This window comes from Candidatus Falkowbacteria bacterium, from assembly GCA_013336275.1.
Taxonomy (GTDB): Bacteria; Patescibacteriota; Patescibacteriia; order Patescibacteriales; family GWE2-39-37; genus JAAXUA01.
The window spans coordinates 196969-222594 of record JAAXUA010000001.1 but is presented as its reverse complement, the minus strand read 5'-3'; the positions used below and the strand labels follow the sequence as shown (position 1 = coordinate 222594).

Genomic DNA, 25626 nt, shown 5'->3' with positions numbered 1-25626 from the left:
TTTTGATGATTACGTTTTTATTTTAGCAATTTTTAGGGAAAGAGGCTACCTTTGGGACTTGATGGAGGTTATCCTGACGCCGGTCTTGATTTCGCTCGGATAAGCATAGAATGAGTCTACCAGCTTGCCGGCTGAAGTGAAGACCCTGACGTGGGGGCCGCCGCCTGGTCCGGCTCCGACGATGATCTCCGCCAGGCCATCCTGATTGGTGTCGGCGCTGGTTAGGTTGACTCCTTTGTCGAAATTTACGGCGAACGGAGAGAATTTGCTCAGCAGTTTGGCGTGGTCGGTAAAGATCCTGATTTCAGCGGGCATGCCGGCGCCGGGACTGGTTACGATTTCAGAGCGCCGATTGATGGTGCCGCCGTCAACGTCGGCCACGGCCACATTGACGCCTCCGCGAAAAGAAGTTTTATACGCCATGAATTGGCCTTTGAGCTGGCCGCGGCCATTGATGATCTTGACGTGGGGGCCACCGCCTGGTCCGGCTCCGACGATGATCTCGGCACGTCCGTCACCGTCGACATCGCCTGACGCCACATTGACGCCTCCTCTGAAGCTAGTATTGTAAGCCATGAATTGGCCCTTGAGCCTGCCTGTTTGGTCGAGTATCTTGACGTGGGGGCCGCCGCCTGGTCCGGCTCCGACGATAATCTCGGCACGTCCGTCACCGTCGACATCGCCTGACGCCACATTGACGCCTCCAGCCAATTCCGCGCCGAGCACGATTTCCTTGTTGTAGGACCTGGCTGGATTGATGATATTGAGCACGGTCGAGGTGCCGCTACTTTGGTTGACTATGAGATCGAATTTGTTTTCCGTCAGCCTGTCTTTGGCGAGCTCAACCGCGCCCGCTGCGCTGACACGTCCGCTTCCGAGCTGATTGGGGTAAAGCGGGTTGAGACGGGTGATGTTGGTTGCGCTAGACAGCAGGACATCAACCGTTGCCTTGCGGTCGAGTCCTGGGTTGGTCGACATGATCAAGGCGAGGACGCCGCTCACTTGCGGAGCGGCCACAGAGGTGCCTGACCAGTAACCGTCATAGTATTTGTTCAGAGGCTGATTATCCAAGGTCTTGTCCGGAGCGTAGACTGAGAGATTAAAGATACTGACACCAGGACCGGTGATATCAACGCAGCGCGAGCCATAACCTGAAAAATAGGTCTTCTGGTCCATTGCATCTGTCGCCGCTACGCCAATGACCCGATTCTCACCCGGACGGCCATCAAGACAGACCGGATACATCGGTGTCTTGTTAAGGTCGGTGTCCTTGGTCTGGTCGCCAGCTTCGTTGCCAGCCGCGGCTACCACGATTACGCCTGCTTCGTATGCACGCCTGATCGCTTCATCCATTCCCTGGCTGTAGTTGAAGCCGATGAAGCTCAGATTTATTACGTGAGCTCCATTGTTTATAGCATAATCGATAGCTCGGATGACATTGCCAGCGGTCCCCTCACCCTTGTCGTTGAGAACCCGCAACGGCATGATCCTGGCATTCCAAGTAACTCCGGAAACACCGGCTGCGTTATTGCCTTCGGCAGCGATCAATCCGGAGATGATCGTGCCATGAAGGACGTCGGAGGTGAACCCCTCTTCGAATTTCGGCATAGGGTCGGCATTGCGGCCGACAAAATCCCAGCCATTGATATCATCGATGAAGCCGTTATTGTCATCGTCCTTCCTGTTTCCCGGAATCTCATCCTGATTGATCCAGATGTTATTCTTCAAGTCGGGGTGCGTGATGTCAACGCCGGTATCAATGACTGCGGTGACGATGTTCTTGGTAGACTGCGTGATGTCCCAAGCCGAAGGGGCCTTGATTTTTTGCAAGTACCACTGCTGGCTATAATGGGTGTCTGAGGGGATAATGGCGGAATGGAACGAATAGTCCGGTTCGGCCCACTCGATGTTCGGATCTTGTTTGAGGACCATGATAAATTCATCGGAATGGGACTGATCCGGCACTCGAACCTCTTTTATGGCGTCTTCCCCTCGATACTTGACCAAAAGGCTTGCCGGGATGCTAGGGCTAGCGATCGAATCGTGCCCTGACAAGGCTAGGGCTGACAGCATAAAAACCAGAGCCAACGATTTACGTCGGCTCAGTAATGATAATATGATGTTTGGGTATTTGAGGGTTATATGGTTGTCTGAAATAGGTAAAAACAGAAATATTATAACATGAAATTACGATAATTTGAAATTGGGGTCTAGGACGGCCAGTGTCTTTTCGGCGGTTATCTTCCAGCCGAATTGCTTAGCCCTAGCTAACCCCAGTGCGCTAAGGCGGTTTCGCAGTTCCTTGTCGGAGATGAGCTTGACTAAGGCGTCTTTGATGGAAGCCGGGCTTTCAGGATTGAAAAGGATTGCTGCGCCGTCAACCACCTCGGTTATCGGAGCGACGTCGGATGCCGCAACAGGCACGCCGCAGGCCATGGCTTCGACCAAAGGAATGCCGAAGCCCTCATAGTGCGATGGGAAAGCGAATATGTCTGCACCGCCGTAGATATAAGGCAGGTCGGCTTCATCGACCCAGCCGGTACAGATGACCTTATGGTCGAGCTTGTACTGGCTGATCATGAACTCGACTTCGTCATAGCCGAAGCTGGCCCGGCCGGTCAGCACTAGCTTGTACTCAGGAAATTGCTTGCTAATCATACCGAAGGCTTCTACTAAGGCGGGGGTATTCTTTTTGCGCTCCAGACGGCCCAGGTAAAAGATATATGGGGGTTCGATATCGTACTTTTCCAAAGTAGCTGTCACCTTATCATGGTTAGTGACCGGCCTGTAGCATTCCTGGTTATACCCGTTATGGATGGCGATGATCTTGCCCAAGACCGCAGGGGTCAGCTCGTCTTTGTAGACTTCGAATATTTCCTGCTTTGAAAATTCGGAAACGGTGATGATCTTTTCGGCCTTGCGCAAGGAAAATAAGGTTGACCAAGTCAGATAGTCTTGGACGTTGGCGCCGAAACGTCCGAAAGTGAAGAGTCTGACAAGCACGTTAAGGATTCGTTTCTGCAGCTTGCTGTTCGGGCCGAGATCGAGCTTCGGGTAAAGGCTTTTGTCGCGCTCGAAACCGACATCATGGATGGTTACGACTGAGCGCCTGGGGTGGATCAGCGGCAGGACGTGCGAAGGCACGAAAAGCACATCGGGGCGATGCCAAATCATTTCCCAGGACAGTCGGAGATGGGTCCACAGATGTCGGACCGGCCAATCAAGCACTTTGGCCTTGAAGTTGCCGTGGGGACTCTTGATGACTTGAAAACCGTCCTGGTCGTAGGAAATAGGACCGCCCGATGGGTTGTCGGTCAGGTCATTCAAGTCGTTCGAAATCGGCTGCTCGGAATAAAGTATGTACTGATTGGACGCATCAAGCTTCGCCAGCTCCTTGATCAGGTAGAAGGCGTACCACTCAGTGCCGGTCTTGTGCTTGCGATTAGCCCGGCTGGCATCGATGCCGATAATCATATTATTTGGTTGCGAGGATGCTGCGCTTATATGAATCAAGATTTTCCAAAGCGATGCCGGTTCCCTTCGCGACGCAAAGGAGGGCGTCATTGGCGATGTAGGCCGGAACGCCAGTGGCGCGAGACAGGAGCTGGTCGATATTGCGCAGAAGCGAGCTGCCGCCGGACAGGACCATGCCCTTGTCCATAATGTCCGAGGAAAGTTCCGGAGGGGTCTCGTGCAGGACTTTTTTGACAGCATTGATGATCGCTTCCAACTCGTTCTGCAACGCCTCGGTCACATCGTTCGAGGTGACGATAATGCTCCGTGGCAGCCCGGTCACGATATCGCGTCCGCGGATTTCCATGGTTAGCTTGTTTTCAAGATATAAAGCTGAGCCGATATTGATTTTGATCTCTTCGGCTGTGCGCTCGCCGATCGAGAGATTGTATTTGCGTCTGATGTAGTCGATGATGGCGCTATCGAAACGGGTGCCTCCGACCCTGACCGAAGTCGAGGCCACGATACCGCCCAAGGAGATGACAGCCATTTCAGCAGTACCGCCGCCGATATCGATGATCATGTGGCCCGACGCCGAGCCGATCGGTATGTCAGCGCCGATAGCGGCCGCGACCGGCTCCTTGATGATATAGGCTGCCTTGGCTCCAGCTGCGATGGTGGCGTCAATGACGGCACGGCGTTCGGTCGAGGAAATGCCAGCAGGCACGGCGACCATGACTTCAGGACGAAATAGGCGGATGCCGCCCAGGGACTTGTTGATGAAATATCTAAGCATAGCCTCAGTGGCCCGGTAATCAGCGATAACGCCGTCCTTCAGGGGTTTTAAGGCGATAATGGTGTCAGGAGTGCGCCCAAGCATGTCCTTGGCCTCGTTGCCGACGGCCAGAATCTTCTTGTCCGTAACTGAAATCGCAACCACGCTCGGTTCGTTGATGACAATCCCCCGTTTTGGCAGATGGACCAAAGTATAGGTTGTGCCTAGATCGATGCCGATTCTTTTGATAAACATGCGGTATTATTAAAAATTGCCAATAACCAGCTAAAAACGCTAATATTATTGGCAATTATTGGCGCTAAAACGAGACTGAGTACTGCCGGTCGAGTGTCAGGTCGGTCAGCCAGCCGATTCGGTTGCCAGTCAGGAAATTGACCGAGAAACCTACTGGACTATAAGATTTTATACCATTGATGAAGCTTAAGTCAACTGCCAATTCAGAGACTTGGTTGCCTGGCTGTTTTTGAACAAATAAGCCATAACCATTCTTGGCAAGGGCGGTCTTCAGGTGGTTCGGGAGATCATACTCCAACACGAGCGGCGCTACTTGGTTGAATGGAACGATAAGCTGGCAACCGAAGGCCGTCTTGTTATATTCATCGATAATGTCCGGCTTGCTGTTGCATCCTTCCATCTTGATCAGACGGCTGCCTTTGGGCACGTAAACCCGGGTGTAGGTCTGGTAATAGCTGGTTTTCCAGTCCGGCTTGCCACGGTGGGCATAATTTATGATAAGCCGGGAGGTCAGCCGGTCCGTTCCTTCCTTGACCTCGTAGCTGACACTACGGTTCATGACGGCATCGGTTTTCAAACTGGCCAGGTTCGCATCCACGATCATCAGGTAATCGCTTTGCGGCTGCTTGATCTCTCCAGTCCAGCCCTGCTCTTTGGCCAAGCCCTGCAGCACTTGATCGTGCAGGTAGACCAATATATCTTTCGAAGCGACATTGTTATCAAAAACCATCAATATCGTGCGCCATTTATCCGATGGCAGGTTCATCAGCCGGATCTTCATTTCCTTCATTATCTGGCCTATCACCTCTTTTCTCTGCCAGGAGGAGACGCCGAGTTGGACATAGCCTTTTTCAACCCGGTACTCTAAAAGGTCGACGAAGTTGGTCGGGTTGTATTCTTGGCCATCAATTACGATCGGGCCGACGATCGCCAATAGATCGGTCACCAGTTTCGGCGTAATCGCTATGACGCCATCAAATTGTCCGGAAAAATTATTGACCTGGTCCTTGGGTGGCAAGAGCGGATTTTCCAGATTATAAAACCACTCTATTTTTTGTGCGGCGGTCGGCCAGTCTGGCGACCAGTTAGCGTCGCGCATATACCATTTTGCGTTCAGATATTTCCTTATCGGTTCCGGCGGAATGACATCCACCTTGTCTTTGACTGGCATATCCATGTGGTAGATATCGTGGGTCTCGAACCTTGAGATGTCGCCGCTCTCCATCTGCAGGATGCCATAAGTCCCTAAGAAGCCGCCTGTCGGCCTCAATTCGTCGCTATTCTGGAACAGCACCAGATAAGTCGAGGTGCTAGGATAGCCAGCCAACGCCGGTATGATCTGGGACATAGGCGCCAACTTGCCTAAGACCTGTGAGGCTTCGCCGACCAGATTCTTGGTCTCATCGATCTTGCCTTTCAGTGGCCACAAGACGCCAGGGTAAGTTATGTTGGCCAGATTCAATAGCGCTAGATCAAGATTGGCTTTCATGCCGGTCAATTCAGGCCCGGAATATTGGATCCGGCCGAGAATCTTCTTTTTCTCATCCGGACTGAAAGTCGAGTAATTCAGCTGGCGATTGCCATCCAAGAGATTCTGCAGCTCAAGACCGAATGATACTGCTTGTCCGACCGCCCTTGATAGCATCTCCGCCGAACCGACCAAATAGCCGAGCTGGCCGACCTGGTATTGCAACGCGCCGACCTGATTAAAAACCAGGCTAGTCTTTATATCTTCAAGATTGCTCGTGGCATAATAAAAATCACTGGCTGCCTGATTGGCGGCTGCCTGGGCGGATTTGAAGTCTCCCTGCTTAGCCATACCGACTGCCTGCTCCAAGGATGACTTGCCTGACAAGGAACTGGCCAGGATGCTCTTGAAGGCGAGGAAATGGGCGGCAAAGAGAATGATCAGGAGCAGGATCGTCACCAAGGCCAAGAGCGAGATGATCTTGAGCGCCGCAAAGATATGCCGTCGACGACGGACTTTTTTTACCAGAGGAAAATTCTGGGCAACGCTGCGAGCGCTACGGAAAATCTTGGCGAGATTCAGATTGTCAGAACCTGATAGTCGGAACATTTGTTATTGCTTAATATAGCTATTGATCAGCACGATGTGGTCAGCCTCGACCTGGTTCAGGGCCGTAAACATGATCTTGATATGCTTCTCTGGGGATTTTTTTGCAAACTCGGCATAAAGGCCCGCGGCATGCTCTTCCAGTTCGATCGTCTTCTTGAAATTTTCCAGATCCTGAGCGCTACAGTTTTCCGGCTTTATTTCCGGCATAGCTATCCCAAGGAATTTGGTACAGATAGTGGCATGTTCCAGTTCCACTTTGGCTAGGCGTTTATACATCTTCTTGATTTCATAAGTATCCGCCGCATTCGCCATGCAAGTGTAGATGGCGTTGGCATGGACCTCAAGGCGCAGGGTTTCGGTCAAAAAACCTTTGGTCTCCTCTGACAACTCGCTGCGGTTTTCAGTAACTGGATCGGCTTGGTTTCCGGGCTTGATGAAACCTTTCCTGGCACCGCAAAAAGGACAATTGTGCGGCGCCTCGTCGCCTATATAGGCATCGCCGCAGATTTCGCAAATCCAAGTTTTCATGTTTTTTCTATGATTTACAACTGATTAGAACGCTTACTATTATACCAAGCCTAGCCTAGCTTCACAAGAAAACGCTTACTCGGAGCGCAAGGCCTCGATCGGGTCAAGGCGAGCCGCCTTACGTGCCGGATAAACACCGAAAATGATGCCGAAAAACACGGAAAAGATAGTTGCAACGATAAAGCCCTTCATAGGCATGATGAACTTCCAACTTAACCCCAAAAGGCTCGAGGCGACCGTGGCGATACCGAAAGAGACGAAAATTCCGACAATCATGCCGATTACGCCGCCCAACAATGTTATGAGTACGGCCTCTATCAGGAATTGGAGCATGACATCGCGGTAAGTGGCGCCGACGGCCTTACGCAGGCCTATTTCCGAGGTGCGCTCAGTGACGATGACATACATGATATTGGTGATGCCCACGCCGCCGACGACCAATGATATGCCGACTATGGCCAGCAGAAGCAATGTTATCGCTCCGGTGATAGTTCCGAGCGTGTCCATCAGTTCGGCCATGGTAGCGACCCGGAAATCGTCCTTGGTCGGATTTTCAATCTGGTGATTCTCGCGGAGTATCTGCCTGATATCTTCAGCCGTATCTTCGGCCAAGGAAACGTCGCGCAGCTGGCTGGTAACTGAAACGACGTGGTCGATGCCCAAAATCCTTTTCTGCATGGTCCGTGCCGGGACATAGATGAAGTCGTCGAAACTGATGAACCCGGTCGCCCCGCGCTCTTTCATGACGCCAACTACCAGATATTTTTCCTTTTTCAAACGCACCATTTTGCCCACGGCCTCGGAGTCACCGAAGAGGGTCTCTTTCATCTTGCTGCCCAAGACCGCGACCTGGGACAAGCTGCGCTCCTCCTCGTCGGAATAGAAGCGGCCCTCTGATAGTTCGAACGAACCGATGTTTATGAAATAAGCGCTAACGCCGAAAATGATTGCTTTCTTTGTCTCGCCTTCGTAGCTTGCCAGCGCTTGCCCGGTCAACGTAGCATAGCTGCCCTTGATGTTGCTCAGGCGGCCTATGTCATCCATATCCGAAAGCTTGAGCGATGTCAGCTGGACGCCCTGGGCAATGGCTTGGCCGGATTGGGCATCCTTGGACGCAGTCGATTTATTCGAAGGCAGGCGCGGCTCGGTCTGGATGATGTCGGTGCCGAAAGCCTCGACTTGGCCCAAAATCAACGATTTGATTCCCTCGCCGGCGCTGAAGACGATGATGACCGCTGCGATGCCGATAACCATGCCCAAAACCGTCAACAACGTCCGCATCTTGTTGGCTATGAGGGATTTCAAGGATAGTTTTACGACAGCGCCGATTTTCATAGTTTATTCATAACGCAAAGCCTCGATCGGGTTCAGCCGACTGGCTTTGATTGCCGGAAAAAGTCCGAAAATGATACCGATTGATATAGAAACGAAAACAGCAAGCAATACTGAGCTTAAGGAGATTGAAAACTCCCAGGCATAGCCCAGCGCCTGGGCGATGGTCGCGATCAAAAACGATAAAACACTGCCGCCGATGATGCCGATGATGCCGCCCAAGAAAGTTATGATGACCGCTTCTAACAGGAACTGGATCTGGATATTCGAGTTGGTGGCACCGACGGCCTTGCGCAGGCCTATCTCTCGTGTCCGCTCGGAGACGGCCACGAGCATGATATTCATTATGCCGATACCGCCGACAACAAGCGAAAGGGCGGCAATGGCCGCCAAGAAATACCTCAAAGCATTGGTTATGGTCTTGAGAAGATCCAAAGCCTCGGCTGCATTAAGCACGGTAAAATCATCACTATCGCCGCTGGAGTCGTTGATGCCGTGACGTTCGCGCAGGAGCTGCGTGACGTCTTCGATCGTGCTATCGATATTGTTCTGGTCGTCCAGTTTGACCCTGATCAAGCCCAGATTATCGACGCCTGCAACCAGCTTCTGCATCGTCAAGATCGGTATGAACACCTGGTCGTCGTAATTCTGGAAGGCGACGGTTCCCCGCTCTTTCATGACGCCGATAACTTCAAAGCTTTTCTTATTGATCTTGATGCGCTGGCCGACGGCGTTCGATTCGGCGAAGAGCTCATTTTTAACAGTGCTTCCCAAAACGACATAACGCGAGAGGTTTCGCTCTTCGTCCTCGGTAAAAAACCGCCCCTCGGCCACTTCGCCGTTTTCCGTTTGGAGATAACCGACGGTCGAGCCGGATAGGTTGGTCTCATAAGTGTTGGCATTCCAGGAGAGGGTGCCATAACCCTTGGTGTAAGCCACATTGCTGATGATGTGCGGAAAACGCGACTTGTCGAGCATGGCGCGAGCATCGTCATAAGTCAGGGTGGTGATAGTGATGCCAAGAACCGAGGCTGGCGGCTGATTCTTGTCCGATTTGCCGGGCAAGACGCCTATCAAATTGGAGCCTAGGCTTTTGATTTGTGAGAGTATCAAGCTTTGAGCTCCGGCGCCGACCGACATGATGACTATGACCGCGCCGACACCGATGATGATTCCGAGCATAGTCAAAAGACTCCGTCCTTTGTTGGCACGGAGTGCTGATAGCGAAGTCTTAACTGCCTGTATAGCCGAATGAATCATGGATTTGTGGATTGTTAGCGATCTATGCCAGCGACAAGAACTACTTCAGCAATTCGCCGTCTTGAGCGAAACGCCGGTTCAGGACCGGCTCGTCGCTGGTAATCTGGCCATCCATTATCTTGATGATGCGCTTGGCATGTTCCGAAGTGTAGGTTTCATGAGTGACCAATATGATGGTGTTCCCCGCGTCGTTAAGCCGCTGCAATATGGCCATGATCTGGACGCCGGATTTGGAATCAAGGTTGCCGGTGGGTTCGTCAGCGAAGATGACTGAAGGGCCGTTGACCAGCGCGCGGGCGATGGCGACGCGCTGTTTCTCGCCTCCGGAGATCTGATTGGTGAAATAATTCAGGCGGTGGCCGAGGCCTACGCTCTTGAGGGTCTCGCTAGCCTTCTTTTCGATATCCTCCTTGTCCGATGAATAGATCAGGGGCAATTTGACATTATCGAGCACGGTCGTACGCGGCAACAGGTTGAATGCCTGGAAAACGAAGCCGACCTGGCGGTTGCGCATTGCGGCCAGTTCATCATCAGCCAATTCGGTCGTGTTCCGCCCGTTAAAAAAATACGTGCCGTTGGTGGGCCGGTCCAAGAAGCCTAAAATATGCATCAGGGTGGATTTGCCGGAACCGGACGGTCCCATGATCGAGACGAATTCCCCCTTGTCAATGGTGAAATTGAGGCCTCTGATCACTGGTGTGACCACCTCGCCGCTAACGTAATCTTTTTGCAGATTTTTGATTTCGATCAGCATTATTTTTTTTCGCTTTCGACTATTGCCGCAATGATGAAAGCCGTGACGACCGCCAAAGCGATGAAAATTATTATCATACTCATGTTATTGGTTAACTGCGGGGGCGTTCTTGATCGATGTGATCGCCAAGTCACCCGGCTTCAGTCCGGAAATGATTTCGGTCAGTCCTTCATCACCGCGCAGACCGACAGTGACCGGAGTCTCGACGAACTGGTTGTTGACGAGCAGACGGACTACCTTCTGGCTATTTCCTTTGTCTATCACCGCCCGGCTGGGCACGATCAGAACCTGGTCCTTGATAGCGGTGGTGATGCTGACATTGGCCGTCATGCCTGGGCGGATTAGCCGCAAGGGGCTGCTGGTCGAAGTACTAGGGGCTACTGGTGTCGTGGATGCGCTGGAAGTGCCGGCAGTAGAGCCGAGAGGATCGCCAGCAGCATCGAGGGAGCGGAGATTGCTCACGGTGCACTTGTAGTATACGACTTCCTGGATGACCGTCTGGGCCGGCTCGATGAAAGTGACGTCGGCGGCGAACTTAGCGGCCTCGCCCAAGGCATCGAAGGTGACGCTGGCAGGGTTGCCCTGCTTCACTTTAACTATGTCAGCCTCTGAGATATCTAGTTCGATTTCAAAATTGTCATGGCTCAGGATTGCCATAACCGGCTTAGCAGCGCCGGGCTCTTCTCCGATTTCGTAGTTGACCTGGGTGATTTCGCCATCGATCGGCGACTTGATGATGCTATTGTTGGCCTGGTTGATCAAGGCATCGAGATTGGCCTTGGCCTGGGCGACCTGGGCTTCGAAGAGCTTGAAATCTTCCGGCCTGGCGGGTGCTACCGTTTTGTTATACTGGGCCTGTGCCAGCTTGTAGGAAGTCAGGGTCGCATCGACTTGCGATTTGGCGTTAGCATTCTGTTGGTCGCCGGAAAGCCGTGCGTTGGTCAAGGCATTGCGTGCGTTGGTCAAGGCATTGTTGAAAGCGGCCTGGGCCTGATCCAGACTGGACTGAGCCGAAGAAAGATTAGTGTTATAGGCTAATACTGTGTCAGAGAGATTCTGCTCAGCCGTGCTGATGCTGGAAATGCCGGCGTTGATCGCTGTGTTCTGAGCGCTGATGCTGGTTTTGAAAGCATCAAGCGAGGCTTGGGAAAATTTGGAGCTGGTGACCGACTTGGATAAGGCGGCGAAGGTGGCGTTGAGCACATCCAAGGTCTCATTCAAGAGACCAAGAACCGAGTTTGCCGCAGTCAGGGCATCATTGTTGGCCCCCGTCCGCTTGCCATCAGCCAAATCAGCTCGAGCTGGGGCAACTAAGATCAAAGCCGCATCATAGCTTGCCTTGGCTTTGATCAGCTGGCCGGCGTCCTGGATGCTCAGGGTGTCTTTGGCATTGTCATCGGTAAAAACGCGATTAGCAGCGTCCAGGGCAGCCTGGGCGGCGGCAATCTGATTCTCTGCCGAATTCAAGAGAGAAGTCCGGCGATTGGAGATAGTTTGGAGATAAGTCCGGTTCGTATTATCGAGATTGTTCTGAGCCGTCAGGATAGCCTGGCCATAAGTCGAAGCGGCCTTGTTGCTGGACTCTAGGTCAGATAAGTTCTTCTGGGCCTGTACGATAGCTTCGGCAGTCGATTTTTTGACCTTTTCATAGTTAGCTTGGGCGTTGACATAGGCTGTCTCGGCTTGCTTGACGCTTGAGAGGCTGATGGTGACGTCCTGAACGGTTGCGCCGTTGGCGATTTTTGCAAGATTGGCCTTGGCGACATCCAGATTCGCCTGAGCCTGTTTCTGCTGGATCAGGAGGTTGGAATAATCCAACTCGGCCAAGACTTGGTCCTTCTTGACCTTGTCGCCGATCTTGGCTCCGATCTTAGCGATCTTGCCGTTGGCCAAGAAATTCAATTTGATTTCAGTGGCAGTCTTGACTGTGCCAGTCTCATTGACGGTCTGGACGATTCGAGAAAGTTTGGCCTCAGCGGTCGTGTATTCGACCTTGTTTCCTTGCTTGTAGCTGTTGTAAAAGAAGCCACCGGCCGCAAGAATGACCCCAGCAATGACTAGGTAGCGTTTTTTGCCCTTAAGCGTCATATTTTTGCTTGTTTATAATGATTTTTTCTAATCGCCCGATCAACTCCTCCGCCGACATACTCGAACGGTCATAGTGGGTGCTAGCTCCGAGATTGAGAACGCGTTCACGCAAAGATAAGTCAGGAAGATCGGAATAAGCCACAATAAGGATGTCTTTAGTCTCGGGATGCGCCTTCAAATCTGAAATAAGACCATAGCCGGCTCGATTGCTGTCCAGGGTGGGGTCAATGACAATCATGTCCGGTTGTCGCACCCTGGCAAGGGTGATGACCGGCTCAGATACGGTAGACTCTCCGACAACGTCAGCCTCATGGCCCGCCAGTCTCATCTTGGCCAGCAAACCGCTGGTCATGACAATATTATCGTCTATGATTAGGAATTTTGCCATATGTTATATTTATATAATTATACCATTAACTAACCATTAAGACAAAACAAAATCACCCCTTCTAAGGGGTGATTTTTATGTGTAATCCGAAAGTGGTTAGGCAGCTGCTTTACCCAGGATGCGGAACATAGCGGTGCCGCAGGTCGGACATTTGCCCTTCATGGCGCGGCGCTTAACTTCGCCTTTGCCCTTCATCTCGACTTCTACGGCCTCAATCATCTCTCTCTTGGCCTTGCATTTTACGCAGTATGCTTCCATGTGTTTGCAATTTTGTGCCAACTCCTTGTTTGGCTCAAAACAAGTTAGTTATTAATATGCTACTATTGTAGCAAATTTAGCTTAAAAAATAAAGCCTAGGCCGAAAAAGCGGCCAATTCTTTCTCCAAACTCTCCGTCGGCTGGTAACCGACCAGCTCCTTTACCACCTCGCCGCCTTTGAATATTTTCAAGGCTGGAATACCCTGAATCTGATATTTTTCCGCTAAAGCTTGATGTTTTTCGTCATTGACATCGAGTTTGGCAATCTTTATCTTGCCCACAAATTTTTCCGCCACCTCATCCAAGACCGGGATCATCATGCGGCAAGGGCCGCACCACTCTGCCCAGAAATCAACCAAAACCGGCAGCTCTGATTTGATCACTTCCGTTTCGAAATTCTCATCCGTCAAAATGATTGGGTGTGACATAGTTATAGGTTAATTTATAAGTTATTCGACTAAAGGAGTTCCTCAAGAACGTCTTTAGCAACCTTGGAAGCCTTCTGATCGCTCTCGGCTTGGAAGACCTCCTTCAAAGCTTCGATTACGGCCAGCTGGTCGTCCGCCATTTCCAATGATTTTTCAGTCTCGCCGATGAAATTAAGGATATATTCCAGGCGAGCCTTGTCGGCCGCTGAAAGGGTCTGGGCAAATTCGACGAAATTATTCGGTTGTGTTTCTGGCTGTTCGATCGTCATACTTTTGAATTATTTTTTTAATGAGGAGCAGGCTTTCACGAACTCGACGAACAATGGGTGAGGGTCAAGCGGCCGTGAAATATATTCAGGATGGAACTGGGTGCCGATGAAGAAAGGGTGATCAGTGATTTCCACGGCCTCTACCAGCTTATTATCCGGCGAGGTGCCAGATACCTTGAGTCCGGCCTTTTCCAATTGCTCGCGGTAGGCATTATTATATTCGTAGCGGTGACGGTGGCGCTCAGAGATGATATTTTCTTCGCCGAACTTCTTGGCATAAGCCTTGGCTAGGTGCGTGCCCTTAACTAGTTTGCAGGGCCAGCCGCCCAGGCGAATCGTGCCGCCGTATTGTTTCTTGGCAATCAGTTCCTTCTGCTCCTCCATCAAATGGATGACCGGATGAGCCGTCTTGGGATTGACCTCTTCAGAGTTGGCGTCTTTGTATTTGAGAACGTTACGGGAAAATTCGATGACTGCCATCTGCATGCCGTAGCAAAGTCCGAAATATGGCACTTTTTTCTCGCGGCAGTATTGGATGGTCTTGATTTTGCCCTCGGCGCCTCGCGAACCCCAGCCCTGCGGGACGACGATGCCATGGTATTGCCTCAGGATACCGGTGCCCTTCTGCTCGACGTCTTCGGTATCGATCCAGTCGAGTTTCACTTTAACGCCGTTGGCCATGCCGCCGTGCTTCAGGGCCTCGATCACGGAAATGTAGGAATCGGAGAGATTAAAATCCCCAGTCTTGAAATATTTGCCGACCACGCCGATACGCACTTCTTTTTTGGCGTTCTTGTACTTTTCCAGCATGGCGCGCCAATCGACCAGGTCTTTGCCCTTGGTCTTCAAGCCGAGCTTCTTCAAGACGACATCGCCCAGGTTATCTTTTTCGAAATTGACCGGTATGTCGTAAATCGAATCGACGTCCGGCGCGCTGATGACGCATTCTTCGGAGACGTTGCAAAACATGGAAATCTTCTCCTTGCGCTTCTGATCCATCGGCACTTCGCTTCTAGCCACGATAATATCCGGTTGGATGCCTGCGCCGTTGACGGTGCGGACGGCGTGCTGGGTCGGCTTGGTCTTCATCTCGCCGACCTTGCCCGGGACCGGAACATAGCTGACCATCACGGTCATGACATCAAGCGGATTCTTGATCTTCAAAAGGCGGATGGCCTCCAAAAACAGGATATTCTCATACTCGCCGACCGTACCGCCAATCTCGATGATCATGATTTCAGCCTTGGCTTTCTCGGTGGCGATCTTGATGCGGTCGATGACCTCCAACGGGATATGCGGTACGACTTGGACGCAAGCGCCGCCGAACTCCAGATTGCGTTCGCGGTTGATGACCGAGAGGTAGACCCGTCCGGTGGTCATGTAGTTCTCGCGATAGATGTTCTTATTCAAAAAGCGCTCGTAGTTGCCGATGTCCTGGTCGGTCTCGTCGCCGTCCTCAGTCACGAAAACCTCGCCATGTTCGGTCGGGTTCATCGTCCCGGCATCGACATTGACATAAGGGTCGATCTTGATAGCGCTGACATTAAAGCCGCGGCCAATCAGGATGCGGCCGATCGAAGCGGCCGTTACGCCTTTGCCGACGCCCGACATCACGCCGCCAAGCACGAAGATGTACTTAGTTGGTTTTTTGGAGGTTTTTTCCGCCATGTATTTTAAAAAAGAATTATAATCTACTTCTTTTTCTTCTTGTCCTTGCGACCAGCCTTTTTCGGCGCTGCTGGCTTCTTGGATGCCGCCTGCGCCTTCTGCTTGGTCTCGACTTCGTTGCGCTTGGCAGTATTGTAAAGATCGGCCAAGCCGGCTGGAACCAAGTAGTTCACTGCGTAGCCTTGGGCAACCTCTTTGACTTCGTTCTTGCGACCGACATTCTTGATGTCCCTAAGTAAGATTACTTTCATTTTCGTTCTTTAGCTTATTAAACAAAATCCGCCTCTGATCAGGGCGTTCTTCGAAAATTGTATCACGCATCGCCTTAAGTGTCCATTTATCGGCCGGTATTCCACTGGTATCGTTGCTTGCTATTTCAGCTATTTTATACTATATTTATTTAAATTTCGCACATTTTTAAGCCTTTAAGGCAGAATATACCCTCGCAAAGGAGAAGAGACATGATCAGATTCCCGAACGGCAAAATCCTTCCCTCAGTGGTTCTTTCCACTATCGGCGGGCACTATGGCAGCGGCATGTTCCCTTACATTTTTGACGCCGGCTACAACCACCTCATGAGCAGCTTGCCCGAAACCAGAACCGCTATCCTGACCAAATCGGCCACTTATAACAAGCGTGTCGGCAACGTAGTGATGCACAAGCCCTGGACAGCCTACCAATACATCCGCCGAATCAAAGACCGAGGGATGGTCAATGCCTACGGCCTGACCAACCCAGGGATTAACGAGTGCGTCGAGGGCATCGGCAAGGCAATAGCGCGCGGCTATAACGCCATACCCAACTTCTACCCGGAGTTCGTCAAGAACGGCGTTGACCGGCTCGAAGAGGCAATCCGCGAAACTATCGTCGCTATCCGCTGCTTCAAATACAACCTCGGCGAAGCCTTTTGGGCGGTCGAACTCAATTTCAGCTGCCCCAACTCCGAGGAAGAGATTGCCAAAAACATGCAGCAAGTGCTCCAGTGCCTGGCAAAAGTCCGAGAGGAACTCCCCTTTGTAATTATCATCGCCAAGGTCAGCTGGATGCACCCGATCGAATTCTTCGAGGAAATCGCCACCAAAAAACTGGCCGACGCACTGCACTGCTTCAATACCATTCCTTACGAACTGGTCTTCGGCGCTGGTACGCGCTCACCGCTGAAGAACGGTCTGGGTGGCGTTTCCGGCGGCCCGATCCGTGAGCTCTGCTTCACCAAGAATCAGGAAGTGGCCAAGCGCGTTAATCTGCCCATCATCATGGGTGGCGGCGTCCCGGTCGAGCCTTTCGACGCGGCCAAGCCTTACTTTGATATCGGCGCTAGCGCTATTAGCGTCTGTACTGATGCGGCCTACCTGCCCTACGAAACTCTCGCCCTGATCAATCGCCATCTTTAGCCGGATTCCCCAGCACCTTCACCGGCCAGCTTCCCAGCTGGCCTTTTTTTATCCTTAAAAATAAAGCACCCCCGGAAGAATATTCCGGGGGCGGTTGAGGTTGACGATCGGCTTATCGCTGATCGTTGATTCATGGGACTGGTTGGCCCGAAGTGTTTACAGGTGGCTAGGTTGATGTGAGGCCGGAAAAATTGCTTCCGGGGGCGGAGTCTTGCCGGTAAAGCGTCGTGCGCCCGACAGTTACGTCAGGGCGGAATGCGTCCCGATTTCAGAGTCCAGCGCTGGAGCAGGTTGCACATTCCACAATCGGTGGTGCTCTGCTCGTGCCTGCCCATATCGCGGAGTCCGTATTCGGCGACACGTGTGAACTTCGTCCAGAGGGGTCTTCAGACCGGCATTTCACGGGCGTCGATGGAGCCAGGTCTCAAGCACGCGACGATAACGTCGCGAAAGACTCCTTGGTCGTCGGATGATGCGGTTGCCGGTTGAGCGAAACCTTTCTCATGAGCCAAGAGGGGCTCGGGTCTCGAGCACGCGACGATAGCGTCGCGGTCACCTCCTGGATGGTTGCCGTCGCCGTTGGGCCGGAGAGCTGCCAGGATAACGGGCGAGGCTCTGGTCTGGACCGGGATGGCGGCGTAGGTTGACGGAGCAACAGTGGGCCACTCGGCTGCGAGCACGACGGGTTGGATCGCCGTCAAGCTATGGACGTGCGCCACCGGATGGTGGTGCGCAAAGGCCGGCGGGGGAAGGCCGAAGGCGGCGGAAATGCCGAGGAAAAGAATGCCGAGAAAAACGGCAAAAGCTGAATGCTTCATGTTCCCTCCTGCGTCGGTAAAATAAGGCCCCTTCTTGTGTGGCTAAATCTGTTTCACCTCCTTTCATGGGGTGCTCTCAAAGCCGGGCCGTGGCTCGCGAGCGGTTGTTGAAAAAAGAGCGGAAAAACTGCCAATGTAAAAAGTATAGCCAATATTAGGTAACTGGTCAATATTGCCCAGCCCAAGACACTCTTGACAGTATCTTCATAACTTGCTATAGTCACAGTCTGCTCATTTTTATGTTTTGACCAACGGTAAACCGCAACCACAACAGACGAAAAGGAGATAATTGATGCTGAAGAAAATCGTTACTGCCAATGATGCGAAGAATCTCAACCTGCTAACCCTTGCCGGCCTGGCTATCAAGGCTGACGGCACTATCGAAACCCTGACCCTCGACGCCAACAACCTGACCGACTCGGTCGCGATCGTTGCCGCGCCCAAAAACGCGACAATCATCACGGCCATCCACACCTGCCGCGACGGCGTGATGCTCAAGATCCAGGGGACGATGTCTCGCGATGTCAAACAGATCGCTTCCGACCTGATCGCGATGATGAGAAAGCAGAAGCTGGACGAAAGCCTGTTTCCCGGGTACGCATCTGCCAGTGACACCGACATCTACGTAGGCAACAACAAGCTGGACATGGTCCAAGCGCCCTCCTTGGTCGCCGACGCCACCCTGTATAACGACATGGTCTACTGTGTCAAGAAGCTCGACCAGAACCGGCTGTTCTCCATCCCCCTTGCCACCATGCGCACCGAGCGCAACTGGGTCTCCAAGGCAGTGCCCGCCGCTTCCTTTACCCACAAGATCACGGCCATCGGGCGGATCTCGGCCAAGAACGAAACTCTGGTAATCAGCCTCGCAAACACCAAAGCGGCCACTTTCTGCTTCAAGACCGGCAGCTACGAGACGGTTACCACGACTCAGGTCGGGCAGTATCTCGGCAACTTCAAGCTGTCCAGCACCATCGATCACGCTATCGACGTCTTCGTCGCCGGCGCCAAGATGATCTTCGCCCCCGCCGCTAACCCGGCTGCCGCGCAGATCTAAGCTGATTCCGCACCGTTGGTCACTTTCGCCTCCAAGCTTACCACTTGGAGGCATTTTTTTACCTAAATTCATCCAGGATTGACAAAAGGACAAATTTATGCTATCCTGATTTGTCCCTTAAAAATTGCCGCAAACCTTTCGGTGCTTGGCGCTTCAGGCGCCAGTCACTGGAAGGGTTTGCGGATATATACGCCAATCGGTTAGTCGACCGATAGTCCCCCTTCTTAAGCATAATAAACATATGTTTAAAGCAATGTCTGGGGCGCTATCGCTCCTCTTATCCATCTTGGTCTTACGCGCTACCCTTCCGGACGTGGCAACTCAAGTAATCGAACTGATTACTAAAATCCTGCTCCTTGCCAACGCCGCCTTGGATAGCCTGGCCTCTAGCCAGACCATCTGATTAAAAGGGTTCGATTTTCGAACCCTTTTTCCTGTTTTGACAAGAAGAGGCAAGATATAGTAAGATAGCAATGAACCACCTCGTGGTTTTTTCATTTCCAAACAAAAATATTCGGGGCTTGTCCCGAATATGCAATAGAATCATAGAAACATTCGGGGATCGTCTAATGGTAGGACAGCTGGTTTTGGTCCAGTCAATCGGGGTTCGAATCCCTGTCCCCGAGCAAATAATAAAATAGAGCACTTCACCAGATGTGCTCTATTTTATTATTTATTTTGGAGTGGGATTCGAACGGGCAGCAGCGAGCAAGATGTTGCTCACCAGAGCAACATCGCAGTCGAACGCCGCAGAAGTGATGGGAATCACTTCTGCGCTGCCCGGGGCAACGAACCGGTCTGCGACGGCGGACTGGTGAGGCGAAAATCCCTGTCCCCGAGCAATATAAAAGACGGAGCGTAAAGCTCCGTCTTTTATTATTATATTCAGTTGTCTATAGATTGCCGCTGGCTACGGAAATTGCCATCTCAGTCGCTGACTTATGGACGTTGATGCCCAATGGCCGCTCGGATAGCAGCTGGTCAAACGAGATGCTCAATGTCGTTTCCGAGAAGCCGTTTACCACGTTGCTTAACGGATATTTCACTGCGCCGAGGTTAGGACGGTTGCCGACGTGGATATGTGCCGGTTGGATTGAGTTCAACGGAGCACCAGAGAGCCGGATTTCGACTTTGGCCTTGCCGTTAACTTCTTTGATCTCAGCATAGCCGCTCTGTCCAGAGCTGCTGTCAGCTAACAAGGAGACGATTAACTTTCTCTGCCCCACGTTTCCAACTAACATCCTGACACGGTTGAGATTGTCATCCGTAATGCCCAAGCCCAAACCGCGCATGACTTTGAAAGCGTCGGCTGGACGGCCAAGGAAATGGCGCTTAAGAGTCAATGGATTGATGTACCAGGCTTCACCGCTTCCCTCTACCTGCAAGACGATGCGTCCAGCCAGGCGTCTAGCGATGGTGCCGCTTTGGCGGTTCTCGTCACTGCGGGCAATCTGTGCCAGATTGTCATCCGTGATGCCCAGGGCGTGTTCGCGCATGACTTTGAAAGCGTCATCCGGACGTCCCAAAAAGACTCTTGATTTGGTCACTGGATCGACATACCAGGCCTCGCCCCTGGATTGTACCTGCAAGACGATCCGGCCTGACAGATTGTTTTCCAATGCGGCATTGCGATTGCCGCCATGAGGCTTGAGGAAAGTGACTCCATGCTCAGTCTCGACTTCCATGCCTTCCGATCCAAGACCCAGTGTCCTGGCAGCATCGCCGCCAGAAACGCCATGAGGCTTGAGGAAAGTGACTCCATGCTCAGTCTCGACTTCCATGCCGCTGTTAGAATCATCTGAGCTGCTGCTCGATGATGAGCGGCCAGAGTCGCTAGAATCATCCGATCCGCTCGAACTGGATGAACCACTAGAACTAGAATCATCCGATCCGCTGCCGGAGTCAGAACTTCCCGATCCGCTATTGCCTCCGGACTCACCCTCCCTTGCCTGGACAAAGACAGGGTTTAGACCGACGAGTAGCGCCATGATTAGCGCTAAAATTATTCTCTTTCTCATACAATTGTATTATTGTTTTAAAATTATATCTTAAATATAGGTTCGGCTGATTAAGACAAGATTAAGAATCTTAACCATAATTTAATCTTTTAATATTAGATTAAATTATGGAAACAAAGAAACAAATATATGTTCCGAAAACTGATATACAATGAATCAATATACACCTCGGCAGCAGCTTTACTGCTATCGATCGGCCTCCTGCTTCTTCTTGGTAATCGTGAATGGTGGCCGCCGTTCTATTCCCCGCGATTTTTTGGCAGCGCCTTTATCCTTTCTTCCTTAGTTATCTGGATATCGAAATCTGTCTTTCGCTCCGAAGATGGGTGCCGTATGAACTCTGCCTATTTTCTAAGGTTCGTAATCATGCTTTCTCTAATCATAAATGCCGCTGGTGAACTTTATTTCTACCAGCTCTACCGCTTCGGCTTCCAATTCGACAAGTTCGCCCACTTGGCCAACTCGCTCTTGTTCATCCTTGCCCTCGCCTCGTATGGCCGCACTCGGTACGGCCTTGTTCCGATGAAATCATTGAAAATATCAGTCGTAATCGTGATAATTTGCGGGCTTGGCTGGGAAGTGGGCGAGTTCGCTTCTGACAAGTTTTTTCAAACTAAGGAGTTCGGCATTTATGGACAACTCAAAGCGATCGATACGATATTCGATATCATATACGACTTCTTGGGAATTACCCTGGCCGCCATTATGGAAAAATCCTTCCGTTTCAGGCTCAGGTCCGAAGTCGCCCTTTGCGAAGGGTCGCCGCCAGCTTAACAAGCACTCAAGGTTTTTCGTTCTGAATAAAAAAGCCCCTCCTGAAAAGAAGGGGCTGTTAGGATGTGCGGCTAAGCGGAATGACCATTGTTACGATTATGATTACTTGGTCCAGGCATCGCCCCGTTCCCTGCACTTGCTGAAAAGCAGCGGTTGCAGAGAGAAGATGTCTTCGAATCGGTCATGGTGTCTGTTGAACTGGTGGAATGAGTCTCCAGCCAAAGTCTCCGGGTCGATCGACTCGCCTTTGTGGATCCCGCTAAGGATCTTGATGATCTCATCGATTGATAATGAACTCAGGTCTTTTGACTCCTGCTCTTGTCCGGGCTGATTTTCGACAGACGGGTGGCTGTGCCCGCAAAGACTGTTGACGTTTTCCAGCACTCTTTTCAATTCATCATTTGCCGACATAAATCCTCCACTTGTTCTGAAGTCCCAGGGCTATACCGAAAATGAGGTTGAGCATGCCGATCAGAATGAACGGAATGCCGATGACGCCGAAACAGATGGCAAGAACGAAAACAACTGCGTTTCCGGGATCAGACTTGAAATATTCCGGAAGCCATCGAGCCTCGCATGATAGCGCCGCACCGATGATAATGGACCATCCCAAGACTGAGGTCAGCAATGACCTCAAGAGATCCTGCCAATCCGAGGAAAAATCCAAATCGGTCTGAGGCCACTCAAGACGTTCGAAAAATGATACGACAAGCAATATGATTTTCTTCATCACGCATCTCCTTTGCTGATAGAGTAAAAGATCAAATGGTCTTCAAAGTAACATTTTTATCTTGTTTTGTCAATATTTACCCCTGCCAGATTGACAATATAAGCATTTACATGCTAATTTTAGGTAAAATAGGCTCATTTTTTAACCCATGTCCAGGAGGTTGACCATGACAGACCAGCCGATCAAGTACCGAGTCGAAATCAAGACCAGAAAAGGAAGCAAGAATGGCAGCAAGAAAGTCGGCAAAATCATAGGCCTGATCAGTGGCAAGGAGGAAGAAATCCGGGTCGAAAACGGCTCGACCTTTACTGAGGTCACTCGCAAGCTGCGCCAATCCGGCCTGATTCCGACAAGCCTGAAAATCAACAAGTCAGGCCGAACCGAATTCGTGCCCACCACCTTGATGGGAGGACGATAGTACTTTATTCATCGCTCAAGGAGCCGCATGATATGCTTCTGCAGCTGCTCGACCAGGAGCTGAAGAGGCTGACCGTCACGGACGCCTGATTCACAAAAGCCCCCCGATTTACGAGTCGGGGGATTTTTTTACGCTTAATCTTATATTCATATTTTTGCACTATATTTATAATAAAAATCAAGCCAAACATATGCAAAGATTAACTCCCGAAGAAAAGCGCGTTATAGTGGACCACGGCACCGAAGCCCCATTTTCAGGCCAATACGATGATTTCTATCGCGATGGCCTTTACGTGTGCCGAAACTGCGGCGCGGCGCTCTACGATTCTGGAAGCAAGTTCGATGCGCATTGCGGCTGGCCAGCGTTCGATGATGAGATTCCAGGTTCGGTCAAACGGACGCTGGACACTGATGGCCAATGCACCGAAATCTCCTGTTCCAGCTGCGGCGCACACTTGGGCCATGTCTTTTCGGGAGAACGGATGACAGCTAAGGACGCCCGCCATTGCGTCAATTCCCTGTCCATGTTTTTCATTCCTCGGAAGTTCGAAGAGCACGAAGAACGGTTCGCTGTTTTCGGCGGCGGCTGCTTCTGGTGCACTGAGGCGATTTTCAAAAGTCTCAAAGGCGTCTCATGGGTCATTTCAGGCTATGCCGGCGGCGAAACTGCTAACCCGACATACGAGCAGGTTAGCGACGGCGGCTCCGGCCACGCCGAAACGGTCAAGGTCGCATTTGAACCCAATGAAATATCTTATGGCGATCTTTTGGATGTCTTCTTCGCCACTCATGATCCGACGACGAAGGACCGGCAAGGCCATGATGCGGGTACGCAGTACCGTTCTATCATTCTCTACAAGACCTTGGAGCACCGTGACGAAGCGCTGGCCAAAATCAAGGAGTTGGACGCTTCTGGAATCTACTCTGATAAGATCGTCACTGAAGTCGTTCCGCTCTATCGGTTTTATGCGGCGGAGGATTACCACCAGGATTACTTTGCCAAGAACAAAGACCAGAATCCGTACTGCCAAGCCGTCATTAACCCTAAATTACTAAAACTCAGAGAGAAATACTCAGCACTCACCAAAAAATGACGCCTTGAATAATAAAAAAGGAGCATCACTTGGTGCGCTCCTGATTAAAATGAGCATTCCATGTCTGGCCGTTCGCTCATTGCTCAAAGCAAGGTGGCCAAGACGTGAAAATTCTAAGTCTGGAAAAGAAAGATAGATTCGCGCGTAGCTTAAGCATTCTGGCAAAGGAAATAATCGGCCACCCCGCGTTAATCAAGGCAAAGCCCTTCATCCAAGCGCTATCCGCTTGCGACATCAGCAAACCCCACGCGAATAAATTGACCATATGCATCCCGGAGCAGTCAAGGAATATAACTTCGCACTGCTTATCCTTGAACTCGTCACATAGCCTTACCAGGTCAACAAAGCCCAATTCGCCTCCAGCTACATTCCAATGGGCGTGGGTGACTCTGACGCCCTCAACTCCCCGACACAGCTGATCAAGAAGCTGGCTATTTATTGAAAACAATCCGATCATCATATTGGGCCTGACCCCTATTTCAATCATCTCCTTCATCTCTCCCTCCATTTTGCCGTTAGGCGGCTTGATAATGAACCGAGGTTACCTTATGACGGCAATGTTAAATAAATATTAAGCCGCTGTTTCCTCCTAGTCACAGATGTGTTAAAATGATAATAACTAATCCTACCCTATGGAAATAAGCATTTACCTCGCCATTCCCTTGCTGGGGGTCGCCTATTACTACTTGAACAAAGAGGGCCGCTCGCGCGCGGAGCGGCTACGCGGACGCAATCGCATCAAACTCATCAACCGGCTCGGCTTTTTCGATGAGCCGGAGCAAAGCAGCCAGGACGATTTTAAGATCTCAAAAAGCAGGGACCTTTAGAAACAAAAAAACACCCGGAGTAATCCGGGTGTTTTTTTATCGTAATTCTTATATGCGTGAGTATTTCCTGACCGCGATGAAGCTGGCCAGAAGATTGACCAAACTGGCAACGACGAACTGGGTACCGAAAATCATGATGAAATTAGCCTGGAAATAAGTGATGAGATTCAGCTTGTAGCCGTTGAAGAAATATTCCAAATAGGGCTGCATCAGGTTGAGCAAAGGATAGAAAAGCAGGAGTGTAAGCAACAGGCCGATGGCGGTATAGACTATGCTAGAAATCAGGAAAGGTGCGCGAATGAACCAATTCGAGGCCCCGACCAGGCGCATTACCCGGATTTCTTTTTGGTGGGTATAAATCGTCACCCGGATGGAATTATAAACGACCAAGATGGTGATCAGCACGAACAGCAAGCTGACCGCAACGCCGATTTGGTTTATCTTGTCAGTCACGACGTTGATTTTGTCGAGCATGGTCTTGGGATTGTCGAAGTTGCGGCTGTCGATAATGGGGCTGTCGATCTTATTAAGGTCAGTGATAAGGGCGTCGTACTGGTCGATGTCTTTCGGCTTGATGATAAGCGAAGCAGTCAAGGGATTGGTATTCAGTTCGCGCAGAGCCTGGAGGATATCAGGGTCGTTCTCATGCTCTTTCCTGAAGGTCTCGATTGCCTGACCCTTGGAGATATATTCGACTGAACGCACCTTGTCCAGGTTGCTGACTTGGCTTTTCAAGGCCAGGATTTCACCTTCCTGCGCTTGAGCCTTCAAGTCGAGCGTGACATCGATCTTCTCCTTCAGTGAGTTGATGGCTGATTGGGTGACCACTTGGACGGTCAAGAGGATATTGACCAAGGACAAGGCGAGGACCAAGATGATGATAGTTACCAATGACAGCCAGAAATTCCTGGCAATATCCTGGATGCTGAATTTGATAGCCCGAAAAAAGGCGATAATAGGCATA

General features: G+C 51.2%; 28 protein-coding genes and 1 tRNA gene. 8 read left to right on the top strand and 21 right to left on the bottom strand.

What is annotated here, in order from left to right; genetic code table 11:
• Positions 1 to 45: 45 nt before the first annotated feature.
• The 15 genes from HGA34_01090 to HGA34_01020 all read right to left on the bottom strand — a co-directional run bounded on the left by HGA34_01090 (position 46) and on the right by HGA34_01020 (position 15784).
• Complete coding sequence (locus tag HGA34_01090) at positions 46 to 2073, bottom strand: S8 family serine peptidase (protein NTW22121.1); 2028 nt, start codon at positions 2071 to 2073, stop codon at positions 46 to 48.
• A 114-nt stretch (positions 2074 to 2187) separates the two neighbouring features.
• A complete protein-coding gene (locus HGA34_01085) occupies positions 2188 to 3474 on the bottom strand; it encodes a glycosyltransferase family 4 protein (GenBank protein NTW22120.1) in 1287 nt (428 codons plus the stop codon).
• Position 3475: 1 nt separating this feature from the next.
• Positions 3476 to 4483: a rod shape-determining protein gene (locus HGA34_01080; GenBank protein ID NTW22119.1), complete on the bottom strand. Its 1008-nt coding sequence runs from the start codon at positions 4481 to 4483 to the stop codon at positions 3476 to 3478.
• Between the two features lie 64 nt (positions 4484 to 4547).
• Positions 4548 to 6560: a DUF4012 domain-containing protein gene (locus HGA34_01075; protein NTW22118.1), complete on the bottom strand. Its 2013-nt coding sequence runs from the start codon at positions 6558 to 6560 to the stop codon at positions 4548 to 4550.
• A 3-nt stretch (positions 6561 to 6563) separates the two neighbouring features.
• Positions 6564 to 7088 (bottom strand): ferritin, encoded by a 525-nt coding sequence (locus tag HGA34_01070; protein ID NTW22117.1) that lies wholly within the window; start codon positions 7086 to 7088, stop codon positions 6564 to 6566.
• 75 nt (positions 7089 to 7163) lie between these two features.
• Entirely contained in the window at positions 7164 to 8423 is a 1260-nt protein-coding gene (locus HGA34_01065) for an FtsX-like permease family protein (protein ID NTW22116.1), read from the bottom strand.
• A gap of 3 nt (positions 8424 to 8426) precedes the next feature.
• The gene (locus HGA34_01060; protein ID NTW22115.1) at positions 8427 to 9602 is read right to left on the bottom strand and encodes an FtsX-like permease family protein; all 1176 of its coding nucleotides are present in this window, start codon (positions 9600 to 9602) and stop codon (positions 8427 to 8429) included.
• A 118-nt stretch (positions 9603 to 9720) separates the two neighbouring features.
• Positions 9721 to 10431, bottom strand: a complete 711-nt coding sequence (locus HGA34_01055; GenBank protein NTW22114.1) for an ABC transporter ATP-binding protein — start codon at positions 10429 to 10431, stop codon at positions 9721 to 9723.
• An 87-nt stretch (positions 10432 to 10518) separates the two neighbouring features.
• Complete coding sequence (locus HGA34_01050) at positions 10519 to 12522, bottom strand: HlyD family efflux transporter periplasmic adaptor subunit (protein NTW22113.1); 2004 nt, start codon at positions 12520 to 12522, stop codon at positions 10519 to 10521.
• Positions 12512 to 12910 carry a response regulator transcription factor gene (locus HGA34_01045; GenBank protein NTW22112.1) on the bottom strand — a complete coding sequence of 133 codons (399 nt, stop codon included), beginning with the start codon at positions 12908 to 12910 and terminating at the stop codon, positions 12512 to 12514. The genes HGA34_01050 and HGA34_01045 overlap by 11 nt, the downstream gene beginning before the upstream one ends.
• A 96-nt stretch (positions 12911 to 13006) precedes the next feature.
• Positions 13007 to 13168: a hypothetical protein gene (locus tag HGA34_01040; GenBank protein ID NTW22111.1), complete on the bottom strand. Its 162-nt coding sequence runs from the start codon at positions 13166 to 13168 to the stop codon at positions 13007 to 13009.
• A 95-nt stretch (positions 13169 to 13263) separates the two neighbouring features.
• On the bottom strand, positions 13264 to 13596 hold the full coding sequence (gene trxA / locus HGA34_01035; GenBank protein NTW22110.1) for a thioredoxin: 333 nt from the start codon (positions 13594 to 13596) through the stop codon (positions 13264 to 13266).
• A 29-nt stretch (positions 13597 to 13625) separates the two neighbouring features.
• Complete coding sequence (locus tag HGA34_01030) at positions 13626 to 13865, bottom strand: hypothetical protein (protein ID NTW22109.1); 240 nt, start codon at positions 13863 to 13865, stop codon at positions 13626 to 13628.
• A gap of 9 nt (positions 13866 to 13874) precedes the next feature.
• Positions 13875 to 15533 (bottom strand): CTP synthase, encoded by a 1659-nt coding sequence (locus HGA34_01025; protein NTW22108.1) that lies wholly within the window; start codon positions 15531 to 15533, stop codon positions 13875 to 13877.
• A gap of 23 nt (positions 15534 to 15556) precedes the next feature.
• Positions 15557 to 15784 (bottom strand): hypothetical protein, encoded by a 228-nt coding sequence (locus tag HGA34_01020; protein ID NTW22107.1) that lies wholly within the window; start codon positions 15782 to 15784, stop codon positions 15557 to 15559.
• 210 nt (positions 15785 to 15994) lie between these two features.
• On the opposite strand from HGA34_01020, the gene HGA34_01015 reads away from it, so the two are divergent.
• Entirely contained in the window at positions 15995 to 16927 is a 933-nt protein-coding gene (locus HGA34_01015) for a hypothetical protein (GenBank protein ID NTW22106.1), read from the top strand.
• A gap of 386 nt (positions 16928 to 17313) precedes the next feature.
• Here the strand turns inward: HGA34_01015 and HGA34_01010 are convergent, their stop codons facing one another.
• Positions 17314 to 17646 carry a hypothetical protein gene (locus tag HGA34_01010; GenBank protein NTW22105.1) on the bottom strand — a complete coding sequence of 111 codons (333 nt, stop codon included), beginning with the start codon at positions 17644 to 17646 and terminating at the stop codon, positions 17314 to 17316.
• Between the two features lie 391 nt (positions 17647 to 18037).
• On the opposite strand from HGA34_01010, the gene HGA34_01005 reads away from it, so the two are divergent.
• The 3 genes from HGA34_01005 (at position 18038) to HGA34_00995 (ending at position 19428) form a co-directional block, all read left to right on the top strand.
• A complete protein-coding gene (locus HGA34_01005; protein NTW22104.1) occupies positions 18038 to 18802 on the top strand; it encodes a hypothetical protein in 765 nt (254 codons plus the stop codon).
• A gap of 241 nt (positions 18803 to 19043) precedes the next feature.
• Positions 19044 to 19205 carry a hypothetical protein gene (locus HGA34_01000; GenBank protein ID NTW22103.1) on the top strand — a complete coding sequence of 54 codons (162 nt, stop codon included), beginning with the start codon at positions 19044 to 19046 and terminating at the stop codon, positions 19203 to 19205.
• A 152-nt stretch (positions 19206 to 19357) separates the two neighbouring features.
• Positions 19358 to 19428 (top strand) — tRNA-Gln (locus HGA34_00995).
• Positions 19429 to 19695: 267 nt separating this feature from the next.
• Here the strand turns inward: HGA34_00995 and HGA34_00990 are convergent.
• Positions 19696 to 20820 carry a hypothetical protein gene (locus HGA34_00990; protein NTW22102.1) on the bottom strand — a complete coding sequence of 375 codons (1125 nt, stop codon included), beginning with the start codon at positions 20818 to 20820 and terminating at the stop codon, positions 19696 to 19698.
• A 333-nt stretch (positions 20821 to 21153) separates the two neighbouring features.
• Here HGA34_00990 and HGA34_00985 point away from each other — a divergent pair, with 333 nt between their 5' ends.
• Positions 21154 to 21594, top strand: coding sequence for a hypothetical protein (locus tag HGA34_00985; GenBank protein NTW22101.1), 441 nt, complete (start codon positions 21154 to 21156; stop codon positions 21592 to 21594).
• Positions 21595 to 21696: 102 nt separating this feature from the next.
• Here HGA34_00985 and HGA34_00980 read toward each other — a convergent pair whose 3' ends face one another.
• Together HGA34_00980 and HGA34_00975 are read right to left on the bottom strand one after the other, a co-directional pair.
• Positions 21697 to 22005, bottom strand: coding sequence for a hypothetical protein (locus HGA34_00980; protein NTW22100.1), 309 nt, complete (start codon positions 22003 to 22005; stop codon positions 21697 to 21699).
• Positions 21992 to 22324 carry a hypothetical protein gene (locus tag HGA34_00975; protein ID NTW22099.1) on the bottom strand — a complete coding sequence of 111 codons (333 nt, stop codon included), beginning with the start codon at positions 22322 to 22324 and terminating at the stop codon, positions 21992 to 21994. Before HGA34_00975 ends, HGA34_00980 begins: the two co-directional genes overlap by 14 nt.
• 166 nt (positions 22325 to 22490) lie before the next feature.
• Here HGA34_00975 and HGA34_00970 point away from each other — a divergent pair, with 166 nt between their 5' ends.
• Complete coding sequence (locus HGA34_00970; protein ID NTW22098.1) at positions 22491 to 22742, top strand: hypothetical protein; 252 nt, start codon at positions 22491 to 22493, stop codon at positions 22740 to 22742.
• 190 nt (positions 22743 to 22932) lie between these two features.
• Entirely contained in the window at positions 22933 to 23835 is a 903-nt protein-coding gene (locus HGA34_00965) for a bifunctional methionine sulfoxide reductase B/A protein (protein NTW22097.1), read from the top strand.
• A 76-nt stretch (positions 23836 to 23911) separates the two neighbouring features.
• Here the strand turns inward: HGA34_00965 and HGA34_00960 are convergent, their stop codons facing one another.
• Entirely contained in the window at positions 23912 to 24295 is a 384-nt protein-coding gene (locus tag HGA34_00960; GenBank protein NTW22096.1) for a hypothetical protein, read from the bottom strand.
• 172 nt (positions 24296 to 24467) lie between these two features.
• Between HGA34_00960 and HGA34_00955 the strand changes: the two genes are divergently transcribed.
• Entirely contained in the window at positions 24468 to 24662 is a 195-nt protein-coding gene (locus HGA34_00955; GenBank protein ID NTW22095.1) for a hypothetical protein, read from the top strand.
• A gap of 48 nt (positions 24663 to 24710) precedes the next feature.
• Here HGA34_00955 and HGA34_00950 read toward each other — a convergent pair whose 3' ends face one another.
• On the bottom strand, positions 24711 to 25625 hold the full coding sequence (locus HGA34_00950; protein ID NTW22094.1) for an FtsX-like permease family protein: 915 nt from the start codon (positions 25623 to 25625) through the stop codon (positions 24711 to 24713).
• Between the last annotated feature and the right edge of the window lies 1 nt (position 25626).

Excerpts from the sequence above, each read along its gene's own strand:
- HGA34_01090 (NTW22121.1), bottom strand. The coding sequence starts at position 2,073 with ATGCTGTCAGCCCTAGCCTTGTCAGGGCACGATTCGATCGCTAGCCCT.
- HGA34_01085 (NTW22120.1), bottom strand. The coding sequence starts at position 3,474 with ATGATTATCGGCATCGATGCCAGCCGGGCTAATCGCAAGCACAAGACC.
- HGA34_01080 (NTW22119.1), bottom strand. The coding sequence starts at position 4,483 with ATGTTTATCAAAAGAATCGGCATCGATCTAGGCACAACCTATACTTTG.
- HGA34_01075 (NTW22118.1), bottom strand. The coding sequence starts at position 6,560 with ATGTTCCGACTATCAGGTTCTGACAATCTGAATCTCGCCAAGATTTTC.
- HGA34_01070 (NTW22117.1), bottom strand. The coding sequence starts at position 7,088 with ATGAAAACTTGGATTTGCGAAATCTGCGGCGATGCCTATATAGGCGAC.
- HGA34_01065 (NTW22116.1), bottom strand. The coding sequence starts at position 8,423 with ATGAAAATCGGCGCTGTCGTAAAACTATCCTTGAAATCCCTCATAGCC.
- HGA34_01060 (NTW22115.1), bottom strand. The coding sequence starts at position 9,602 with ATGCTCGGAATCATCATCGGTGTCGGCGCGGTCATAGTCATCATGTCG.
- HGA34_01050 (NTW22113.1), bottom strand. The coding sequence starts at position 12,522 with ATGACGCTTAAGGGCAAAAAACGCTACCTAGTCATTGCTGGGGTCATT.
- HGA34_01045 (NTW22112.1), bottom strand. The coding sequence starts at position 12,910 with ATGGCAAAATTCCTAATCATAGACGATAATATTGTCATGACCAGCGGT.
- HGA34_01040 (NTW22111.1), bottom strand. The coding sequence starts at position 13,168 with ATGGAAGCATACTGCGTAAAATGCAAGGCCAAGAGAGAGATGATTGAG.
- trxA (NTW22110.1), bottom strand. The coding sequence starts at position 13,596 with ATGTCACACCCAATCATTTTGACGGATGAGAATTTCGAAACGGAAGTG.
- HGA34_01030 (NTW22109.1), bottom strand. The coding sequence starts at position 13,865 with ATGACGATCGAACAGCCAGAAACACAACCGAATAATTTCGTCGAATTT.
- HGA34_01025 (NTW22108.1), bottom strand. The coding sequence starts at position 15,533 with ATGGCGGAAAAAACCTCCAAAAAACCAACTAAGTACATCTTCGTGCTT.
- HGA34_01020 (NTW22107.1), bottom strand. The coding sequence starts at position 15,784 with ATGAAAGTAATCTTACTTAGGGACATCAAGAATGTCGGTCGCAAGAAC.
- HGA34_01015 (NTW22106.1), top strand. The coding sequence starts at position 15,995 with ATGATCAGATTCCCGAACGGCAAAATCCTTCCCTCAGTGGTTCTTTCC.
- HGA34_01005 (NTW22104.1), top strand. The coding sequence starts at position 18,038 with ATGCTGAAGAAAATCGTTACTGCCAATGATGCGAAGAATCTCAACCTG.
- HGA34_01000 (NTW22103.1), top strand. The coding sequence starts at position 19,044 with ATGTTTAAAGCAATGTCTGGGGCGCTATCGCTCCTCTTATCCATCTTG.
- HGA34_00990 (NTW22102.1), bottom strand. The coding sequence starts at position 20,820 with ATGAGAAAGAGAATAATTTTAGCGCTAATCATGGCGCTACTCGTCGGT.
- HGA34_00985 (NTW22101.1), top strand. The coding sequence starts at position 21,154 with ATGAACTCTGCCTATTTTCTAAGGTTCGTAATCATGCTTTCTCTAATC.
- HGA34_00980 (NTW22100.1), bottom strand. The coding sequence starts at position 22,005 with ATGTCGGCAAATGATGAATTGAAAAGAGTGCTGGAAAACGTCAACAGT.
- HGA34_00975 (NTW22099.1), bottom strand. The coding sequence starts at position 22,324 with ATGAAGAAAATCATATTGCTTGTCGTATCATTTTTCGAACGTCTTGAG.
- HGA34_00970 (NTW22098.1), top strand. The coding sequence starts at position 22,491 with ATGACAGACCAGCCGATCAAGTACCGAGTCGAAATCAAGACCAGAAAA.
- HGA34_00965 (NTW22097.1), top strand. The coding sequence starts at position 22,933 with ATGCAAAGATTAACTCCCGAAGAAAAGCGCGTTATAGTGGACCACGGC.
- HGA34_00960 (NTW22096.1), bottom strand. The coding sequence starts at position 24,295 with ATGATGATCGGATTGTTTTCAATAAATAGCCAGCTTCTTGATCAGCTG.
- HGA34_00955 (NTW22095.1), top strand. The coding sequence starts at position 24,468 with ATGGAAATAAGCATTTACCTCGCCATTCCCTTGCTGGGGGTCGCCTAT.
- HGA34_00950 (NTW22094.1), bottom strand. The coding sequence starts at position 25,625 with ATGCCTATTATCGCCTTTTTTCGGGCTATCAAATTCAGCATCCAGGAT.